Raw genomic sequence first — 15,134 nt, 5'->3', positions numbered from 1 at the left:
GGGCCGTTTCTCCACACTCCACAGCAGTTGTCCACAGCCTGTGCCTAGTTGTCCACAGGTTGTGGTTGATCGGTGCAGATGCCGTCGGTGGCCTACGTTGGACGGCATGCGAATCGTGATTGCCGGGGCCCACGGGAAGATCGCGCGGCACCTCGGGCGGGGCTTGGTCGAACGCGGCGACTCGGTGCTCGGGCTGGTCCGCAACCCGGACCACGCCGCGGACCTGCGGGCCGACGGGGTGGAGCCGCTGGTGGCCGATCTGGAGGAGGTCGACGCGGTCGACCTGGCCGGGTCGCTGTCCGGTGTGGACGCCGCGGTGTTCGCCGCCGGTGCCGGTCCGGGCAGCGGCGCGGCCCGCAAGGACACTGTGGACCGGGCCGCGTCGGCGCTGCTGGCGGATGCCTGCGAGGAGGCCGGAGTGCGCCGGTTCCTGCAGGTCAGCGCGATGGGGACCACCAAGCCCAATCCGTCCGACGTGGACCCCGTGTTCGGCGCCTACTTGGACGCCAAGCGGGCGGCGGAGGCGGATCTGCGGGCCCGCCCGCTGGACTGGACGATCCTGCGGCCGGGTCGGTTGACCGACGATCCGCCGACCGGTCGGGTGACGCTGGCCGCGGAGGTCGACCGCGCCGAGGTGACGCGGGCCGACGTCGCCGCGGTGCTCATCGCGCTGCTCGACGAACCCGCCTCGGTCCGGCGCGAGCTGGCTCTGGTCAACGGTCCGACCCCGATCCCCGACGCCCTCCGCCAGGCCCTGGGCTGATGCGATTTCAATGGAAATCGGACACCTGATTTCCATTGAAATCGGGGTCCTCCTGTGGACAAGTCGCGGAGTTGTCCACAGGGCCGAGGACGCGGTCCAGGTAGGCGTTGCGGAAGACGCCGCCGGGGTCCAGCTCGGCGCGGAGGCGGCGGAAGTCGTCGAAGCGCGGGTAGCGCTCGCGCAGCGCGGCGGCGTCGAGCCGGTGCATCTTGCCCCAGTGCGGTCGGCCGCCCGCCGCACCCGCGATGTCCTCGAAGGCGTCGAACCACCGGCGGTGCGGCATGCCCTGGAACTGGTGGATCGCGATGTAGGCGGTCGGGCGCTGGTAGGCGGTGGACAGCCAGATGTCGTCGGCCGCCGCGACGCGCACCTCGACCGGGAACATCACCGGATCGGCCAGGTCGCGCGCGGCCGCCCGCAGCTCCCGCAGCACGTCGCGCAGGGCTTCCTGCGGGATCGCGTACTCGGACTCCACGAACCGGACGCTGCGCGGGGTGGTGAAGACCCGGTGCGACCGGTCGCTGTAGGAGCGGGCGGACCAGGTCGAGGCGCAGATCCGGTTGAGCGGCCGCACCAGCGCGGGCACCGCGCGGCCGAGCTTGCAGACCGCGCCGAACAGCCGGTTCTCCAGCACCTCGTACTCCAGGAAGTGCCGGACCGGGTGCAGCGGTCGCGGCGGCCCGTCGTGCCGGTCGTTCCGCTTGACCAGCGTGTTCGAGCTGTGCGGGAACCAGTAGAACTCGACGTGGTCGTGGTCGGCGGCCAGCTGGTCGAAGCGTTCCAGCACCTCGTCCAGCGGCGCCGGGTGCTCCTCGGCGGCGAGGGTGAACGCGGGGACGCAGCGCAGGGTCACCGAGGTGATCACGCCGAGGGCGCCGAGGCCGACGCGCGCGGCGGCGAACAGCTCGGGGTTCTCGGTGGCCGAGCAGCGGCGTTCGCTGCCGTCGGCGAGCAGCAGGTCCAGCGCTTCGACCTGGGTGGCCAGCCCGCCCAGCCCGGCGCCGGTGCCGTGGGTGCCGGTGGAGATGGCGCCGGAGATCGTCTGCTGGTCGATGTCGCCGAGGTTGGCCATCGCCAGGCCGAGCCCGTCCAGCTCCGCGTTGAGCTGGTGCAGCGGGGTCCCGGCGCGGACCGTGACCAGCCCGGTGTCCGGTTCGGCGCGCACGATGCCGGTCCAGTGCGAGAGGTCCAGCGCACAGCCGGTGCCCGGTGATCCGATGCTGGAGAACGAGTGCCCGGTGCCCAGCGGGCGGACGGTGCGACCGGCTTCGGCCGCAGCGCGGATCGCGGCCGCCGCTTCGGCGGTGTCGCGCGGCGCGAGGACGCTGCTCGGCGTGCCGGTGGCGGTTCGGGCCCAGTTGGTCCAACGCTGCATGCCCACCTCCTTCGGGTGCATACGCCGAGAAATTATGTGAAAGAGATTCACATAACAAGACCCTTCCGCTTACCGTTGTCGGCGTGCCCCGGTTAGACGAGATCACCAGCGAGCTCGATCCGCCGTTCGCGGTGGTCGACCTCGACGCGTTCGACCACAACGCCGCCGACCTGGTGCGGCGGGCCGCCGGTCGACCGATCCGCGTGGCCACCAAGTCGGTGCGCTGCCGCGAGCTGCTGAGCCGCGCGCTGCGCACCCCCGGCTTCGCCGGGCTGATGTGCTACAGCCTGGCCGAAGCCCTGTGGCTGCACCGCGAAGGCGTCAGCGACGACATCCTGGTCGCCTACCCGACCGTCGACCGGGGCGCGCTGCGGGAGCTCGCCGCCGATCCGGCCGCGGCCGCCGCGATCGCGCTCGTGGTGGACTCGCCCGAGCACCTGGACCTGATCGACGCCGCGGTCGGCGCGACCCGACCGGACATCCGGCTCTGCCTGGAGGTCGACGCCTCCTGGCGACCGCTGCCCGGCCTGCACATCGGCACCCGCCGCTCCCCGGTGCACAGCGCGAACCAGGCCCGCCGGGCTGCCGGGGCCATCCTGCGCCGCAAGGGTTTCCAGCTCGTCGGACTGATGGCCTACGAGGGCCAGATCGCCGGGATCGGCGACGCGCCGACCGGACGCCCGCTGCGCGGGGCCGCCGTGCGCTGGCTCCAGCGCCGGTCCGCCGCCGAGCTGGTCGAGCGGCGCGCCGCGGTGGTGCGGGCGGTGCGCGCGCTGACCTCGCTGGAGTTCGTCAACGGCGGCGGGACCGGCAGCCTCGAACGCACCGCAGCGGAACCTGCGGTCACCGAGCTCGCCGCCGGTTCCGGGCTGATCGGCCCGTCGCTGTTCGACGCCTACCGCGCCTTCCAGCCGCGGCCCGCGGTGCAGTACGCGCTGCCGGTCGTGCACCGGCCCGCGCCGCGCATCGCGACCCTGTTCGGCGGCGGCTACCTGGCCTCCGGCCCGCCGGGCCCGGACCGGGTGCCGGTGCCGAGCCTGCCGCGCGGCTTGCGGCTGACCGCGGCGGAGGGCGCTGGCGAGGTGCAGACGCCCGTCGTCGGGGCGGCCGCCGACCGGCTCCGGCTCGGCGACCGGGTGTGGTTCCGGCACGCCAAGGCCGGTGAGCTCGCCGAGCGCTTCACCCACTACCACCTGATCGACGGCGAGCAGCTGACCGCGGTCCCGACCTACCGGGGCGAGGGCAAGTCCTTCGGCTGAGAGCCTGTGGGGGTTGCGTTGTTCGGGGTTCGCTTAGCGGAACCTGAGCGCTTCCCCGGACTGCGGGTGCCCCTCCTGATGTATGTCCAATACGCGGTGGAGGGGCCGTCCTCGTCAGGAAACCGCTCAGAACCCGCGGGTGGTCACCCTGAACAGCCACTCCAAGCGGCTGACGCCGCTTACCCGAGCGCGGACGGCTTCGCCGGCAGGTCTAACCCTCCGGGATCCGGTTGGAGAGGTAGCCGCGGACCATCTCCTTGGCCTCGGCCACCAGCGTCGCGTCGCCTGCCGGGTCGCGGCGGAAGGCCATGTGCAGCACCGCGTCCGCGGCCTCGACCGCGACCGCGAGCGGGAGCACCAGGCGCTGCGGGTCGAGGCCGAACTCCTCGGCGATCAACCCGATCAGCTTCTCCGCGATGACCGCGTTGTTGTCCTTGCCCGGGTCCAGCAGGCGGAGGTCGACCACGTCGCCGAAGTGCAGGCGGCTGAAGGCCGGGACCTCGCGGTGCATGGTCAGGTAGACGTCGAAGACCGCGTCCACCGCGTCCCACCAGTGCTCCAGCTCCAGCTGGTCGAAGCGGGCGGACACGGTGCGCACGAAGCGGTCCAGGTTGCGCAGCGTCAGCTCCTGCACGACCGCCCGCTTGTCCGGGAAGAACTGGTAGAGCGATCCGACCGCCACGCCGGCGCGTTCGGCGATGAGCGTGGTCGTTAACCCGTCGTAGCCCACCTCGTCGATCAGCTCGGCGCAGGCTGCGAGCATCTTCTCCACGCGTTGTGCACTGCGCTGCTGGACCGGCTTGCGGCGCAGTGGGGCGACTTCGGCTGGCAAGGCAACTCCTTGATCATGTTCACTGACCATCTTGCCGACCACGACCGTGATTCTCTTTCAGGGGAGGCCCTGGGAGATGTGCCGAGTCCGACCCGGCGGTCTGGTTCACCGGTGAGATCCGGGGGCTTCCCCGGATGTCGGTGATGTCCCAAGTTTCCCGGCCCGCGGGGTGTCGTGCGCTCCGGACATGCCGAAGACCGTATCAATCGAACGGGTGATTCCTCGGGCAACGACTTGACCAATCGGGCTGTTTGGTCATCGGCCGGGTGACAGCCACACCGCTGACCTGCGGATCCGCCCGCGTTACACGAATTGAATATGCATTGAGTCATGTTGTCAGCGCGCGACGTCACTATCTAGGGTGATCGGGTCGTCATTCTCCGTGACAGAAAGGTCATTGTGGGTTACTGCGCGGCTGCCTCTCGTTTTCCCGTCGTTCGTCGTGCTGTGCTTACCCGGTGGACTCCGACCTGGGGGAGCGCGAGGACCTGCACCAACCCTGCCACGGGTACCCGTGCCTGTACCGCTGCCCCGTGCGCGACGCGCACCGCGACGTCGTGACCGCGCGCTTGACCGCGGAACCGGCCCACCACCCGGGCCGGTCGCGCGCGACCGAGGACGCCCCGGCGCTCCGGCACCCGCTGACCACCTCCGCGGCGAACGAGCTGCTGGCCGACGGCGGCTACGGGCTGCGCGTCGAGCGCGCCGCGCGCGGGGACCTCCTGCTCACCGGCATCGGCAGCGGGGTGCCGCTGGGCGGTGAACCGGACTGGGCCGACCTGTACCGGGCGCTGGTCCGGCTGCGCCGCACCCGGAAGGTGTTCGACGCGAGCTGGCTGCAGCGGTTGACCCGGTCCCTGGTGGCCGCACCGGATCCGGGGCGCTGCACCAGGGTTCCGGTGGACCGCGTCGAACTGCTGCCGGGCGCCGACCCGGAGTTCACCGCGAGCCTGCTGACCGCGGTGACCGGACCGGACCTGGCCGTGCAGCTGCCCGACGGGCAGATCAGCGTCACCGACCGGGCGCGCACCGTGCAGCTGCGGGCGGTCGCCTCGCGGGACCGCGCGCAACGGCAGCTCCGCTGCTGGGAGCGGTTCTCGGCGGTGGTCGCCGAGGACCCCAACCTGCGGATGCACTGCGCGGCCCAACCCGTTCCGGGCGCCGTGGTCGACACCGAGACCGGCGCGGCGGCGCTGCTCCGCCTCGCCGAACCGGCGCCCGCGCACCCGTCCCACCCCGGCGGCACCATCGCCGTACCGCTCTCCGCGCTGCTGCGGCCGGACGCCGACGGCACGCCGGAACTGCTCCGCGTGGTGCTGGACAACCGCTTCGAATGGCGCGAGGACGAGCTCGAGTACTTCCTGGAGCACTTCGTCCGACCGCTGCTGCGCACCTTCCGGGTGGCGCTCGACGTCCACCGGATCGGGCTGTTCGCGCTGGACGAGACCGGGCTGGCCGTCGAGCTGTCCCCGGAGCTGCAGGCCACCGGCCGGATCGTGGTCACCGACCAGGAGCGGGTCAGCTGGGAGCCCAACCGCGCCGAGGTGGCCTCCGGGGTCCGCGCGCTGGTCGGCACGCTGGACCGGCTCAGCACCGGGTTCGCCGAGCTCGGCGGCGGTCGCCGGACCGGGCAGATCCGGCACGCGGTGGACCGGGTGATCGCCGAGGAGCTGCGCTACCTCGACCCGAGCACCGCGGAGCTGCTCTCCGGCGAGCAGCCGCTGCAGTGCTACGCGCACACCGTGCCGGAGGAGCAGGACGCGGTGCTCCGGTCGGTGCTCGACGAGGTCCAGCAGCGCACCCGGCAGCGCCGGTGGAACCCGGACCTCGCGAAACCCGCGGTCGCCATCGACGTGGACCTGTGCGGGCTCGTCCCGCTGCAGCGCGTCCTCGACGCCGCCCGCGCGACCGCCGGTCCGCGGCCCGGCGCCCCGGAGGGCATCCTCGAGCTCGCCAGCGCCGGGACCCTCCCGGTCCTGCCCACCCACTCGCCGGAGACCTGGGACGACTTCGTCGAGCGGAGCGGGCTGGGCGAGCGCTACCCGGCGGTGGACTGGGCCGGGGTGCGCGCCGACTTCGTCCGCGCGTTCCTGGCGCGCCCGCGCGAGCGGCTGCGCACCGACAGCGTCAACGCGGGCCTGGCCCGGTTCGTGTGGGACGTGCAGGACGCCGGTGGGCAGGTGGTGTTCTACACCGGGCGCAAGGAGCGGTACCGCGAGCAGACCGAGGAGGTCCTGGCCGCGGCGGGGATCGCCGAGGTGACCCTGTGCTGCCGTCCGGAGGACGGCGGCTCCGCGCTGAAGGCCGCCGAGCTCGGCGAGATCGACGTGGTCGCGGTCTTCGACGACGAGCGGGCCGACCGGGGCGCGCTCAGCGCGGAGTTCGGCGGCGCGCGGACGATCGCGGTGCAGGTCCCCGGGTTCGCCGCCGGGCGCCGGGCGGACCGCGACGAGGTGATCGCCACCTTCGAAACCCGCCCGCGCCCCGACGAGCGCATCGGACCGCGCCTGTCCAACACGCACTCCCTGGAGGAGCTGCAGATCGGCGCGCTGCGCAAGAACCGCTTGGCGCAGCGCTGGGCCGTGCACCTGACCGCCCAGGAGACCCGCGACATCGTGGACTCGGTGCTCGCCGACGTCGACCGCGCGGCGATGCGGACCGGGGGTGCCGCGGCGGCGAAGTTCGGCCTCGACCGGCCGGGTCCGGCGGACCCCGAGCAGGTGCTCGCCGCGGTGCACCACGTGCTCACCCGCAAGCAGTTCTTCAAGGGATCCCGGTCCAACTACCAGCTCGCCGACCTGCGCGCGGACGTCGAACCGCTGGTGCGGCGCGGCGAACCGATCGAGGTGGTGCTGCTCGGCTTCCCGGTCAAGCAGTGCCTGAACCGGCTCAAGGCGGGCGGTCCGCTGCCCGACCTGGCCGAGTTCGGCGCGATGGCCCGGTTGCGCGAGATGCAGCAGGCGATCAGCGCGGTGCACCCGCCCGGCCTGCACTTCAACATCCTCACCGACGGGCGGCACTTCCGGAGCCGCCCGGCCGCGATCACCGACGCCTACCAGCGCAAGCTGCGCGAGTACGCGGACCTGGCGGGCATCGGGGACCGGACCCTCGTCGAGGACGTCGACGTGGTCGCCGAGCAGCGGCTCGGCCCGGGGTTGCCCGCGCAGCGGGCCGAGCGGATCGCGAAGTACCGGCGGCTGCTCGGCGAATCGCTGCGGGAGTTCGACATCACCGACAACCCGCTGCGCACCCTGGAGCGGGTGCACCGGTGGACGGCCGGGGCCGACGACTTCGCGCCGCACGTCATCGGGCTGTTCCGGGAGATCCTGATGTCGATGGTGTACTCGGTGCCGGTGTCGGTGCCGACCGGCGTCGACCGGCTGGAGTGGTCCACCGCGATCTACGCCGACGTCTACAACCTCGGCGACCAGAGCGTGTCCGCCGAGGTGCGCCAAGCGCGCTGCGCGGTGCTGCGCCGGGCGTGGCACACCGTCATCCGCTACATGGCGACCATGCAGGTGGACGAGGAGTTCGGCTACGAGCGGATGATCCCGAACCGGGTCCGGCTGACGCTGAGCGCGGTGCGCAAGGGCTGCCCGGGCTTCACCTACCTCGGCGGCTCGGGGCTGCTGCCGTGGCAGGGCACCGGGGTGCTGGACCCGCGCGGCAACGTGGCGGTGGACTTCGCGATCTCCTTGCTGGACCAGGGTTTCGTCCCGGTCTACTCCCCGCTGCTGGGGCCGCGGCAGCCGTGGGCGATGGTCCCGGCCGACCGCACGCACCCGGCCGAGCCCCAGCACGTCCCCGCCCCGCGGGGCGCGGCGCCGCAGCCCGGCCTGCGGCTGGACGAGCACTTCACCGCGAAGGCCCGCCTCCGCCGCAAGTGACCGGCGCCGATCGTCCACACCGGATCGTCCTGAAGAACGGGAAAGAGCCCTGGCCGCTCGGTCGGGGAATCGAGCTGCCAGGGCCTTTCCACCCTCGCTCCGGGGCCGTCCGGGGAAACGGGTGCCGGAGCTGTTGGAGTCCGCGGACCGGCACCGGTCGGGGGGAGGGGAGTGCGTCAGCACCAGCCCGCGGAAGCTGTGGAGTTCTTCTCGGTGGCGGCCGATGCGCGGTGGTCGAGGTCGGGGAAACGCGACCAGTCGCCCATCGGCCGCCACCTGGCGGTTTCTCGGTCTTGTCCGGGGTCGGGGAGGAGGTGTTGCTGTCCGGGACCGAGTCCGCCGGCTTTACGGCACCGGCGCCACCGGGCGCAGAGCGTGCGCCGGGCGCTGGTGCCGTGCGGGACGGGGAGCCAGGGCACCGGCCACCAGGTGCTCGTACGCCGAGCGCCACACCGAGCACGGTGCTTTCTGCGGGCGCCAACGGCTGGAGCACTCCGGGCAGTTGCCCTTCTCGTCGGCTTCGTGGGCGGTGAGCAGCGTTCGCCACCCCTCGGTGAGCCGGGGGAGTTCGGAACGCGCCACGGAGAGCAGGGAGGTGGCGTCCGCCCGGTCCGCGAGCTCGCTCAGCATGTCGAGCCGTTCGCGAACCGCGCTGCGCAGCACCTGACCCAGGATCTCGTCCACTGAAACGTCACCGTCACTTTCTCGCCTGCGTCGCGGCATCCCGCAACGCTGTTGACAACTGGCGCACGCCCAGCGCGGAGAGCACTGCGGCGTGGCCGGGCGGTCCGACGAGCTCGACCTCATCCCGATCGACCAGCACGGCCAGGGTCCGGTGGGCGTTCGACAGGTCGCGGCAGTCCACCTGCCACCACCGCCGGTGTTCGGCGGACGCAGCAGCGGACTCGGCCGTTCGGCCGATCCCGGTCTCCCGCGCCTGCTCGTCCACTTCGCTTCCCGTCCCGTCCGTGCTCGGTTGCTTGCTGATGACTAGATTGGTCCCAGTCGGCCGTGTTCGCCTAGTCGTCGGGCGGTGACCGGGCCAATGGCGACGACGAGCGGTCGGCGAACTTCAGCGCAACCGATCACCTCTACCGAAACGGACTTCACCGGGTTGCCGCAGTGCCCTTACTCTGCGACCAACGCCCGTGCAGAGCGTCAGGGGGTCTAAATGAACATCATCGGTTCTAGCGGCTCTCCCGTTACACCCGACGTCTGGAACGATCGGGAGATGCGGGATGCCCTGGCCCGGCGGGACGTCAGCGAGATCTACAAGCAACTGCGCCGACGCGGTGTCTCGCAGCGCCAGATCGCGGCCTCCACCGGCCAGTCGCAATCCGAGGTGTCCGAGATCCTCAAGGGTCGGCAGGTCATGGCTTACGACGTGCTGGCCAGGATCGCCGACGGGCTGGGTATCCCGCGGGGCTACATGGGCCTCGCTTACGACGGGGCGACCGCGATGCGGGTCGCTAACGCGACCAACGCCCTCGAAGCTGAGGAGGACGAATCGGTGAAGCGGCGGAAGTTCTTGTCCCACGCCGCCCAGGTGACCATGGGCGCTGCCGTGTTCGGGGAGGCCAGCAGCTGGCTTCCCGCGAACGCGCAGACACCGGCGCCGGCCCGGATCGGCATGACCGACGTGCAGCAGATCCAGGCAGCCACCAAGGCCCTGCGCGATCTCGACTACCGCTACGGCGGCGGCACCTGCCGCGACGCCGTGGTGGCCCAGCTGTCCTGGGCGCAGCAGCTGCTCGACTCGACCTCCACCGACCTGGTGCGCAAGCAGCTGTTCGTCGCGCTGGCCGACATGCACAGCCTCGCCGGGTGGACGTCCTTCGACGTGGGCCTGCTGGACCCGGCGCGCGGGCACTTCGGCAAGGCGCTGGAGTTCGCCAAGCAGGCCGACGACCACGGGCTGCTGGCCAGCGTGCTGTACCGGATGGGCCGGGTGTACCTGCACCACCAGGAGCCCAACGAGGCGTTGAAGCTGTTCCAGCTGGGCCAGATCGCCGCGCAGGAGTCCGGTTCGGCGCTGACCGTCGCCGTGCTGTGCGCGAACGAGGCCTGGGCGTACGGGATGCTCAACAAGCCCGACCAGGTGCAGAAGATGGTGGGCCGCACGAAGGACGAGTTCGCCCGGGCGCAGGCCAGCGAGGCGCCGGACTGGGTGCGGTTCTTCAACGAGAACGACCTGCACGGCATGATCGGCTCCGCGCACGACGCGCTGGCCGTGTTCGACCCGAAGAAGCACGCGTCGATCGCGGTCGCCGAGACCATCAAGTGCAACGAGGCCTACGGCGCGGACATGCAGCGCACCCACGTCTTCGGGCTGAGCCTGCAGGCCACCAACCACTTCCGGGCCGGTGACGTCCAGGAGGGCATCAAGGTCGGTCGTCGCGCGCTGCAGCACGGGGAGCGGGTCAAATCCGCTCGGGTCGCCGACCGGCTGAAGCCGTTGGAGCTGGAAGCGGCCAAGCACCGGGCAAACTCCGACGCCCGCGACCTGTTCGACGAGGTCCGGCAGTTCCGGCAGTCGTGAGGCTGCTGGGTCGCGACCGGTGCGTCGGTTTGAGAACCATGAACATGCAGACATACCAGGTGGAACAGGGTCAGCGAGTCCCGCCTGAACTGGGCCTGGCGCTGGCCGAGATCTGCGCCTCCGTCGGACTGGACCCGCGGGGTGCGCGACTGATCCGATTCATCAACAACGGGGTTTTCCTGCTCCGCGACGATCCCGTCATCGTCCGCGTGGTGCTGTCCCCGTCGTTCGGGTACCGAGCTTTCAACGCAGTCGAGGCCGCGCGCTGGTTGGCCGTGCACGGGGTTCCGGCGGTGCGGTTGCTGCCCGGTTTCGAGCAGCCGGTCCAGGTGGGGGAGCACTTGGCGACGCTCTGGCGGTACGTGCCGGAGCTGGGACCGGTGCCGAGCGGGGCGGACCTCGGCGAGCTGCTGCGGCTGATGCACTCGAAACCGCTGTCGCCGACCTTCCTGGACTGGCAGCCGATGGCCGACATCCGGCGCCGGTTGACCGACGCGGTGGACATCGACCCCGCCGACCGGTACTTCCTGGAGCAGCGCGCCGACCACGTCGAGGAGCGGTTGGCCGAGCTGCGGTTCCCGCTGCAGCAGTGCGTGATCCACGCGGACGCGCACCTGGGCAACGTGATCGGTGGTCCGGACGGCCCGCTGCTGTGCGATCTGGACTCGCTGTGCATCGGCCCGCCGGAGTGGGACCTGACGCCGCTGGCGGTCGGTCGGCTGCGGATGGGGCAGCCGTCGGCGTGGTACGAGGACCTGGCCGCCGCGTACGGCTTCGACGTCACGGAGTGGGAAGGCTTCCCGGTGCTGCGGGAGCTGCGCGAGCTGAAGATCACCACCGGGGTGCTGCCGATCGTGCGCAGCAATCCGGGGCTCCGCGACCAGCTGCACCGGCGGTTGCGCACGATGCGCGACGGCGATCTGGCCGCGCAGTGGGCGCCGTACAGCTGACCGCTACCGGGATGTGCGCCCGAATGGGCGATCTTGACCCGATCGCCACGCTCTTTTGGTCATTCTTGGTGACGACGCTGACCCGAAGGGGTAAATCATACGAGGGAACTGATCCGTCAGGGCGTTGCAACTGGATGGGTTGTCGATGATGGTCGCGGAGTTCTTGCTGGGGAAGTTGTTCCCGCGCTGGCGCCGGATGCGCGCGTTGCGCTCCGCCCAGGTGCTCGACGACGTGGTGAACTCCCAGGTCGCGTCGCTGCCCCTGCTGCCGGCGGACCTCCGGCGGCGGCACGCCGACCACCTCGCCGAACTGGTGCTGCTCGCCCAGGTGTACCGCTGCTACGCGAAGGGCTGGATCAGCCGGCGGGAGCTCGAGCGCCGCGGTCGGGCCGCGCTGCTCCGCCTCGAAGAACCCGGTGGACTCGGCGTCGGTGCAACTCACCGACGCTGAATGACCGCTCGGCGACCGGCGCGTCATCGTTGACGCGCGGCGCTGTCCGGCCCTCCTTCCTGGTGCTTCGCCGATCGGCGCAGCCGCGTTCGGTCCGGCCGAACTCCGCATCTTCCCTGGTAGCAGCCGGTTTTTCGGCTGACCGGGGCGTTTTCCCCGTCCGGACAGGACCGTCCGGGCGGTGCGCAACGCCACGCGCTCGGGCGCGGTGACCAGCACCGCGTCCGCTTCGAATTCGTTTCACCGCAGTCGAATTCTCGTCGCGCTCCGGCGAATTCGCTCGCCGAAGTCGCCGAAAATCCTTGATGGGAGATGATTTTGTGCCGTCCGGAAGAAATGTCGGAGTTCCGCACCGGGTTGCGGAGGGTGCTCGCCGACGACGCGCTGCTGCGGTTGTACTGCGCCCCCGCACCGCAGAACTGGCTCGCCCTGGGTGAGCTGGCGCGCAGCGACTTCCCGGGTGATGTGCTGGCGCTGAAGCGGCTGGTGGCCGACCAGCCACCGGACTGGCGGGCGCGGGACCACCTCGCCGAGTTCGTGGTGCGGCCGCTGCTGATCACCTTCCGCGGCCTGCTGGCCAGGGGTTTCCTGCCGGTGGGCGAGGTGGGTGTGGAGCTCGGCGCGGAATCCTCGGCCACCGGCCGGATCGTCGTCGAGGGGATCCGCCCGGCCACCGGTGCGGAGGTGCCGGTGGCGATCACCGCGCTGGACGGCCAGCTGGACGAGCTGGCGGTGGCCGCGGTGCTGGTCACCGGCGACGAGCGGGACCGCATCCGCGGCGCGTTCGACGAGGTCGTCGCGCAGGAATTGCGCAACCTGTCGGTGGAGACCGCGGCCGCGCTGGCCGGGGACCACCCGTGGCGGAAGTTCTTGCACGTCGTGGAAGCGGGCCAGCACGACGTGCTGCGCCAGGTGCTCCGGGCGGTCCGGGAGCGCAGCGCGCGGTGCCGCCGCGAGCGCGGGCTGCCGCGCCCGCTGGTCGCGGTGGACCTGGACTTCTGCGCCGTGCACCCGGAGCAGCGGGTCCGCGAGGCGTTGCGCCGGGTCGGCGGCATCGCGGAGTTCGCCGATCCCGACCGGCTCGCCGTGCTGCCCGGCCTCTACCGGTCGGGATGGCCGTCGTTCCTGGCGCGGAACGGATTGCGGGAGCGGTACCCCGAATTCGATTGGGACGAGCTGTACACCGAGTTCCGCCGGAACATCGCGTGGGACGGGGAGGCGCTGCGGACCGACGTCCTCGCGCCGGGGATCAAGCGGTACGTGCGGGACCTGGAGCAGGCCGGGGCCCGCGTCGTCTGGTTGACCGGGCGCCGGAACCGGGTGCGCGCCGCGACCGAGGAGTTCCTGACCGGCTGCGGTCTCGGGCACCTCGACCTGCGCACGTCCGACGACGACCCGGCGCGCAGCATCGCCGAGCAGAAGGTGGCCGCGCTGCGCGAATTCCGCGAGCACGAGCTGGTCGCGGCGTTCGACGACTCGGCCACCAACCGGGCCGCGCTGCGCTCAGCCTTCCCGTCCGCGCTGGTGGTCCCGGTCCGCGCGCCGCTGTTCACCTCGGACGACGCCGACGGCATCGCGACGTTCGAGTCGCTGCCGCACCCGGTCCCGCTCGGCCGCGGTCACGCCCGCGAGGCGCAGCTGTCGCACGCGACCTCGGTCAGCGCGTTGCGGGTCGGGGAGCTGAGCACCCGCCCGACGATCTGGGACCGCGGCGCGGAGCTGACCGCAGCGGACCAAGCGCGGATCGTGGATGCGCTGGTGGCGACCGCGGTGACCAGCGGTCGGAAGCTCGGCGGGGAGGTCGCCGCCGGGACCGATCCGGTCCGCGCGGTGTGGCAGGTGATCACCGCGAAGCCGTTCGGCGCGTCGAGGTCGGCGTACCCGCTGGCGGCCGCGGAGCGGGACCTGCGCGCGCCGGTCGAGGCGGGCGAGCCGATCCGGTTCGTGGTGGTGGGGCCGTCGCTGAAGCAGGACGGCTCGCGGCTCAAGGCGCTCGGCGGGCTGCCAGACCTGGCCGAGCTGGCGATGCTGGTCCGGCTGCGGCAGCTGGACGCGGCGGTCCGGCAGGTGCACCCGCCGGGGGTCCGGGTCCGGGCGCTCACCGACGCCAGCCACTTCCGGTTCCGCGAACCGCACCGGTGCGCGGCCTACCACCAGGAGTTCGCCCGGCAGGTGGCCGCGGTCGGCGCGGAGGACCTGGTGGTGGTCGAGGACTTCGACGACGCGGCGGACGCGCACCCGGCCTGCGGTGACCGGACCCAGCGCCCGGACCTCCTGCGCGCGCACCGCGAGCGGTACGAAACCGCCTTCGCGGGCCTGGACATCCGCCGCAACCCCCGCGCGGTGCTGGCCGAGGCGGCGACCCGCGACCCGTCGGCCCCCGGCCAACCGAGGTTCGCGGAGCTGTTCCGGTCGGTCCTGCACGCGGTGGACGTCCCGTGCCGCGGCGGCGATCCGCTGGCCTGGTCGCAGCGGATCTACGCGGACCCCTTCGACCTGACCGACCGCGACGTCCCGCCCGAGGTCCGCGGCGCCCGCGGCGAACTGCTGGTCTCGGCCTGGCACGAGACCATCACCTACCTGGCGAACAAGCACGTGGACGCCGACCTCGGCTACGAGGTCCTGTGGCAGGACGACGTCCGGATGAGCCTGTCGATCCGCCCGGCCCCGGGCAGGCTCCGCTTCGTCCCCCTCGGCGGTTCGGGGGTGATGCCCTGGCACGGCACGGCGGCCCTGACCGCCAACCAGGAGGTGGCGGTCGACTACGCGATCTCCCTGGTGGACCAGGGCTTCCGCCCCCTCTACGCCCCGGGGACCCCGCCCCGGAGAGGCCTCCGCCAACCCTGGCTCATGGCCCCGCCCCACCTCCTCGACGGCTCGGGCCGCCCGACCGAAGCCCTCCTGTCGGGCATCCGCCTCCGCGCCAAGTAGGTCCAGCCGTCCAAGCACTCGTGAGTGGTTTGCGGTGCTATAGCCCCGCAAACCACTCACGACACTTGACCAGCCAAAACGCTCCGGCTCGTCGGCTGCACGACTCCGTGCGGCGCGAAATCGCCCTGAACGAGGTGAGGGGCACCC

Annotated in this window: 11 protein-coding genes; 7 read left to right on the top strand and 4 right to left on the bottom strand. The window is 71.9% G+C overall.

Annotation, left to right across the window (positions count from 1 at the left end; genetic code table 11):
• Positions 1 to 106 precede the first annotated feature (106 nt).
• A complete protein-coding gene (locus F1721_RS07675) occupies positions 107 to 763 on the top strand; it encodes an SDR family oxidoreductase (RefSeq protein WP_150065852.1) in 657 nt (218 codons plus the stop codon).
• 7 nt (positions 764 to 770) lie between these two features.
• On the opposite strand, the gene F1721_RS07670 is transcribed toward F1721_RS07675, so the two are convergent.
• Positions 771 to 2,138: a D-arabinono-1,4-lactone oxidase gene (locus F1721_RS07670; protein ID WP_150065851.1), complete on the bottom strand. Its 1,368-nt coding sequence runs from the start codon at positions 2,136 to 2,138 to the stop codon at positions 771 to 773.
• Between the two features lie 83 nt (positions 2,139 to 2,221).
• Between F1721_RS07670 and F1721_RS07665 the strand changes: the two genes are divergently transcribed.
• Positions 2,222 to 3,397 (top strand): amino acid deaminase/aldolase, encoded by a 1,176-nt coding sequence (locus F1721_RS07665; RefSeq protein ID WP_150065850.1) that lies wholly within the window; start codon positions 2,222 to 2,224, stop codon positions 3,395 to 3,397.
• A gap of 211 nt (positions 3,398 to 3,608) precedes the next feature.
• Here the strand turns inward: F1721_RS07665 and F1721_RS07660 are convergent, their stop codons facing one another.
• Positions 3,609 to 4,259 (bottom strand): TetR/AcrR family transcriptional regulator, encoded by a 651-nt coding sequence (locus F1721_RS07660; RefSeq protein WP_150066069.1) that lies wholly within the window; start codon positions 4,257 to 4,259, stop codon positions 3,609 to 3,611.
• Positions 4,260 to 4,687: 428 nt separating this feature from the next.
• Between F1721_RS07660 and F1721_RS07655 the strand changes: the two genes are divergently transcribed.
• The gene (locus F1721_RS07655) at positions 4,688 to 8,116 is read left to right on the top strand and encodes an L-tyrosine/L-tryptophan isonitrile synthase family protein (protein WP_246154448.1); all 3,429 of its coding nucleotides are present in this window, start codon (positions 4,688 to 4,690) and stop codon (positions 8,114 to 8,116) included.
• A 345-nt stretch (positions 8,117 to 8,461) separates the two neighbouring features.
• On the opposite strand, the gene F1721_RS07650 is transcribed toward F1721_RS07655, so the two are convergent.
• Together F1721_RS07650 and F1721_RS07645 are read right to left on the bottom strand one after the other, a co-directional pair.
• Entirely contained in the window at positions 8,462 to 8,800 is a 339-nt protein-coding gene (locus F1721_RS07650; protein ID WP_150065849.1) for a hypothetical protein, read from the bottom strand.
• 13 nt (positions 8,801 to 8,813) lie between these two features.
• Positions 8,814 to 9,065, bottom strand: coding sequence for a hypothetical protein (locus F1721_RS07645; protein WP_150065848.1), 252 nt, complete (start codon positions 9,063 to 9,065; stop codon positions 8,814 to 8,816).
• Positions 9,066 to 9,287: 222 nt separating this feature from the next.
• Here F1721_RS07645 and F1721_RS07640 point away from each other — a divergent pair, with 222 nt between their 5' ends.
• From F1721_RS07640 to F1721_RS07625, 4 genes are all read left to right on the top strand, one after another.
• Entirely contained in the window at positions 9,288 to 10,655 is a 1,368-nt protein-coding gene (locus F1721_RS07640) for a helix-turn-helix domain-containing protein (protein WP_150065847.1), read from the top strand.
• A gap of 38 nt (positions 10,656 to 10,693) precedes the next feature.
• Complete coding sequence (locus F1721_RS07635; RefSeq protein WP_387510543.1) at positions 10,694 to 11,605, top strand: phosphotransferase enzyme family protein; 912 nt, start codon at positions 10,694 to 10,696, stop codon at positions 11,603 to 11,605.
• A 148-nt stretch (positions 11,606 to 11,753) separates the two neighbouring features.
• Entirely contained in the window at positions 11,754 to 12,056 is a 303-nt protein-coding gene (locus tag F1721_RS07630) for a hypothetical protein (RefSeq protein WP_246154445.1), read from the top strand.
• Positions 12,057 to 12,392: 336 nt separating this feature from the next.
• Positions 12,393 to 14,987, top strand: a complete 2,595-nt coding sequence (locus F1721_RS07625) for an HAD family hydrolase (protein WP_150065845.1) — start codon at positions 12,393 to 12,395, stop codon at positions 14,985 to 14,987.
• Positions 14,988 to 15,134 lie beyond the last annotated feature (147 nt).

Source organism: Saccharopolyspora hirsuta, assembly GCF_008630535.1.
GTDB lineage: Bacteria > Actinomycetota > Actinomycetes > Mycobacteriales > Pseudonocardiaceae > Saccharopolyspora > Saccharopolyspora hirsuta.
Note: the sequence above shows the minus strand (reverse complement) of the source record. Positions and strands in the feature narration are given on the sequence as shown.

Coding starts and splice junctions, on each gene's coding strand:
- F1721_RS07640 (WP_150065847.1), top strand. CDS start 9,288: ATGAACATCATCGGTTCTAGCGGCTCTCCCGTTACACCCGACGTCTGG.
- F1721_RS07675 (WP_150065852.1), top strand. CDS start 107: ATGCGAATCGTGATTGCCGGGGCCCACGGGAAGATCGCGCGGCACCTC.
- F1721_RS07625 (WP_150065845.1), top strand. CDS start 12,393: ATGTCGGAGTTCCGCACCGGGTTGCGGAGGGTGCTCGCCGACGACGCG.
- F1721_RS07635 (WP_387510543.1), top strand. CDS start 10,694: ATGAACATGCAGACATACCAGGTGGAACAGGGTCAGCGAGTCCCGCCT.
- F1721_RS07670 (WP_150065851.1), bottom strand. CDS start 2,138: ATGCAGCGTTGGACCAACTGGGCCCGAACCGCCACCGGCACGCCGAGC.
- F1721_RS07660 (WP_150066069.1), bottom strand. CDS start 4,259: ATGGTCAGTGAACATGATCAAGGAGTTGCCTTGCCAGCCGAAGTCGCC.
- F1721_RS07630 (WP_246154445.1), top strand. CDS start 11,754: ATGGTCGCGGAGTTCTTGCTGGGGAAGTTGTTCCCGCGCTGGCGCCGG.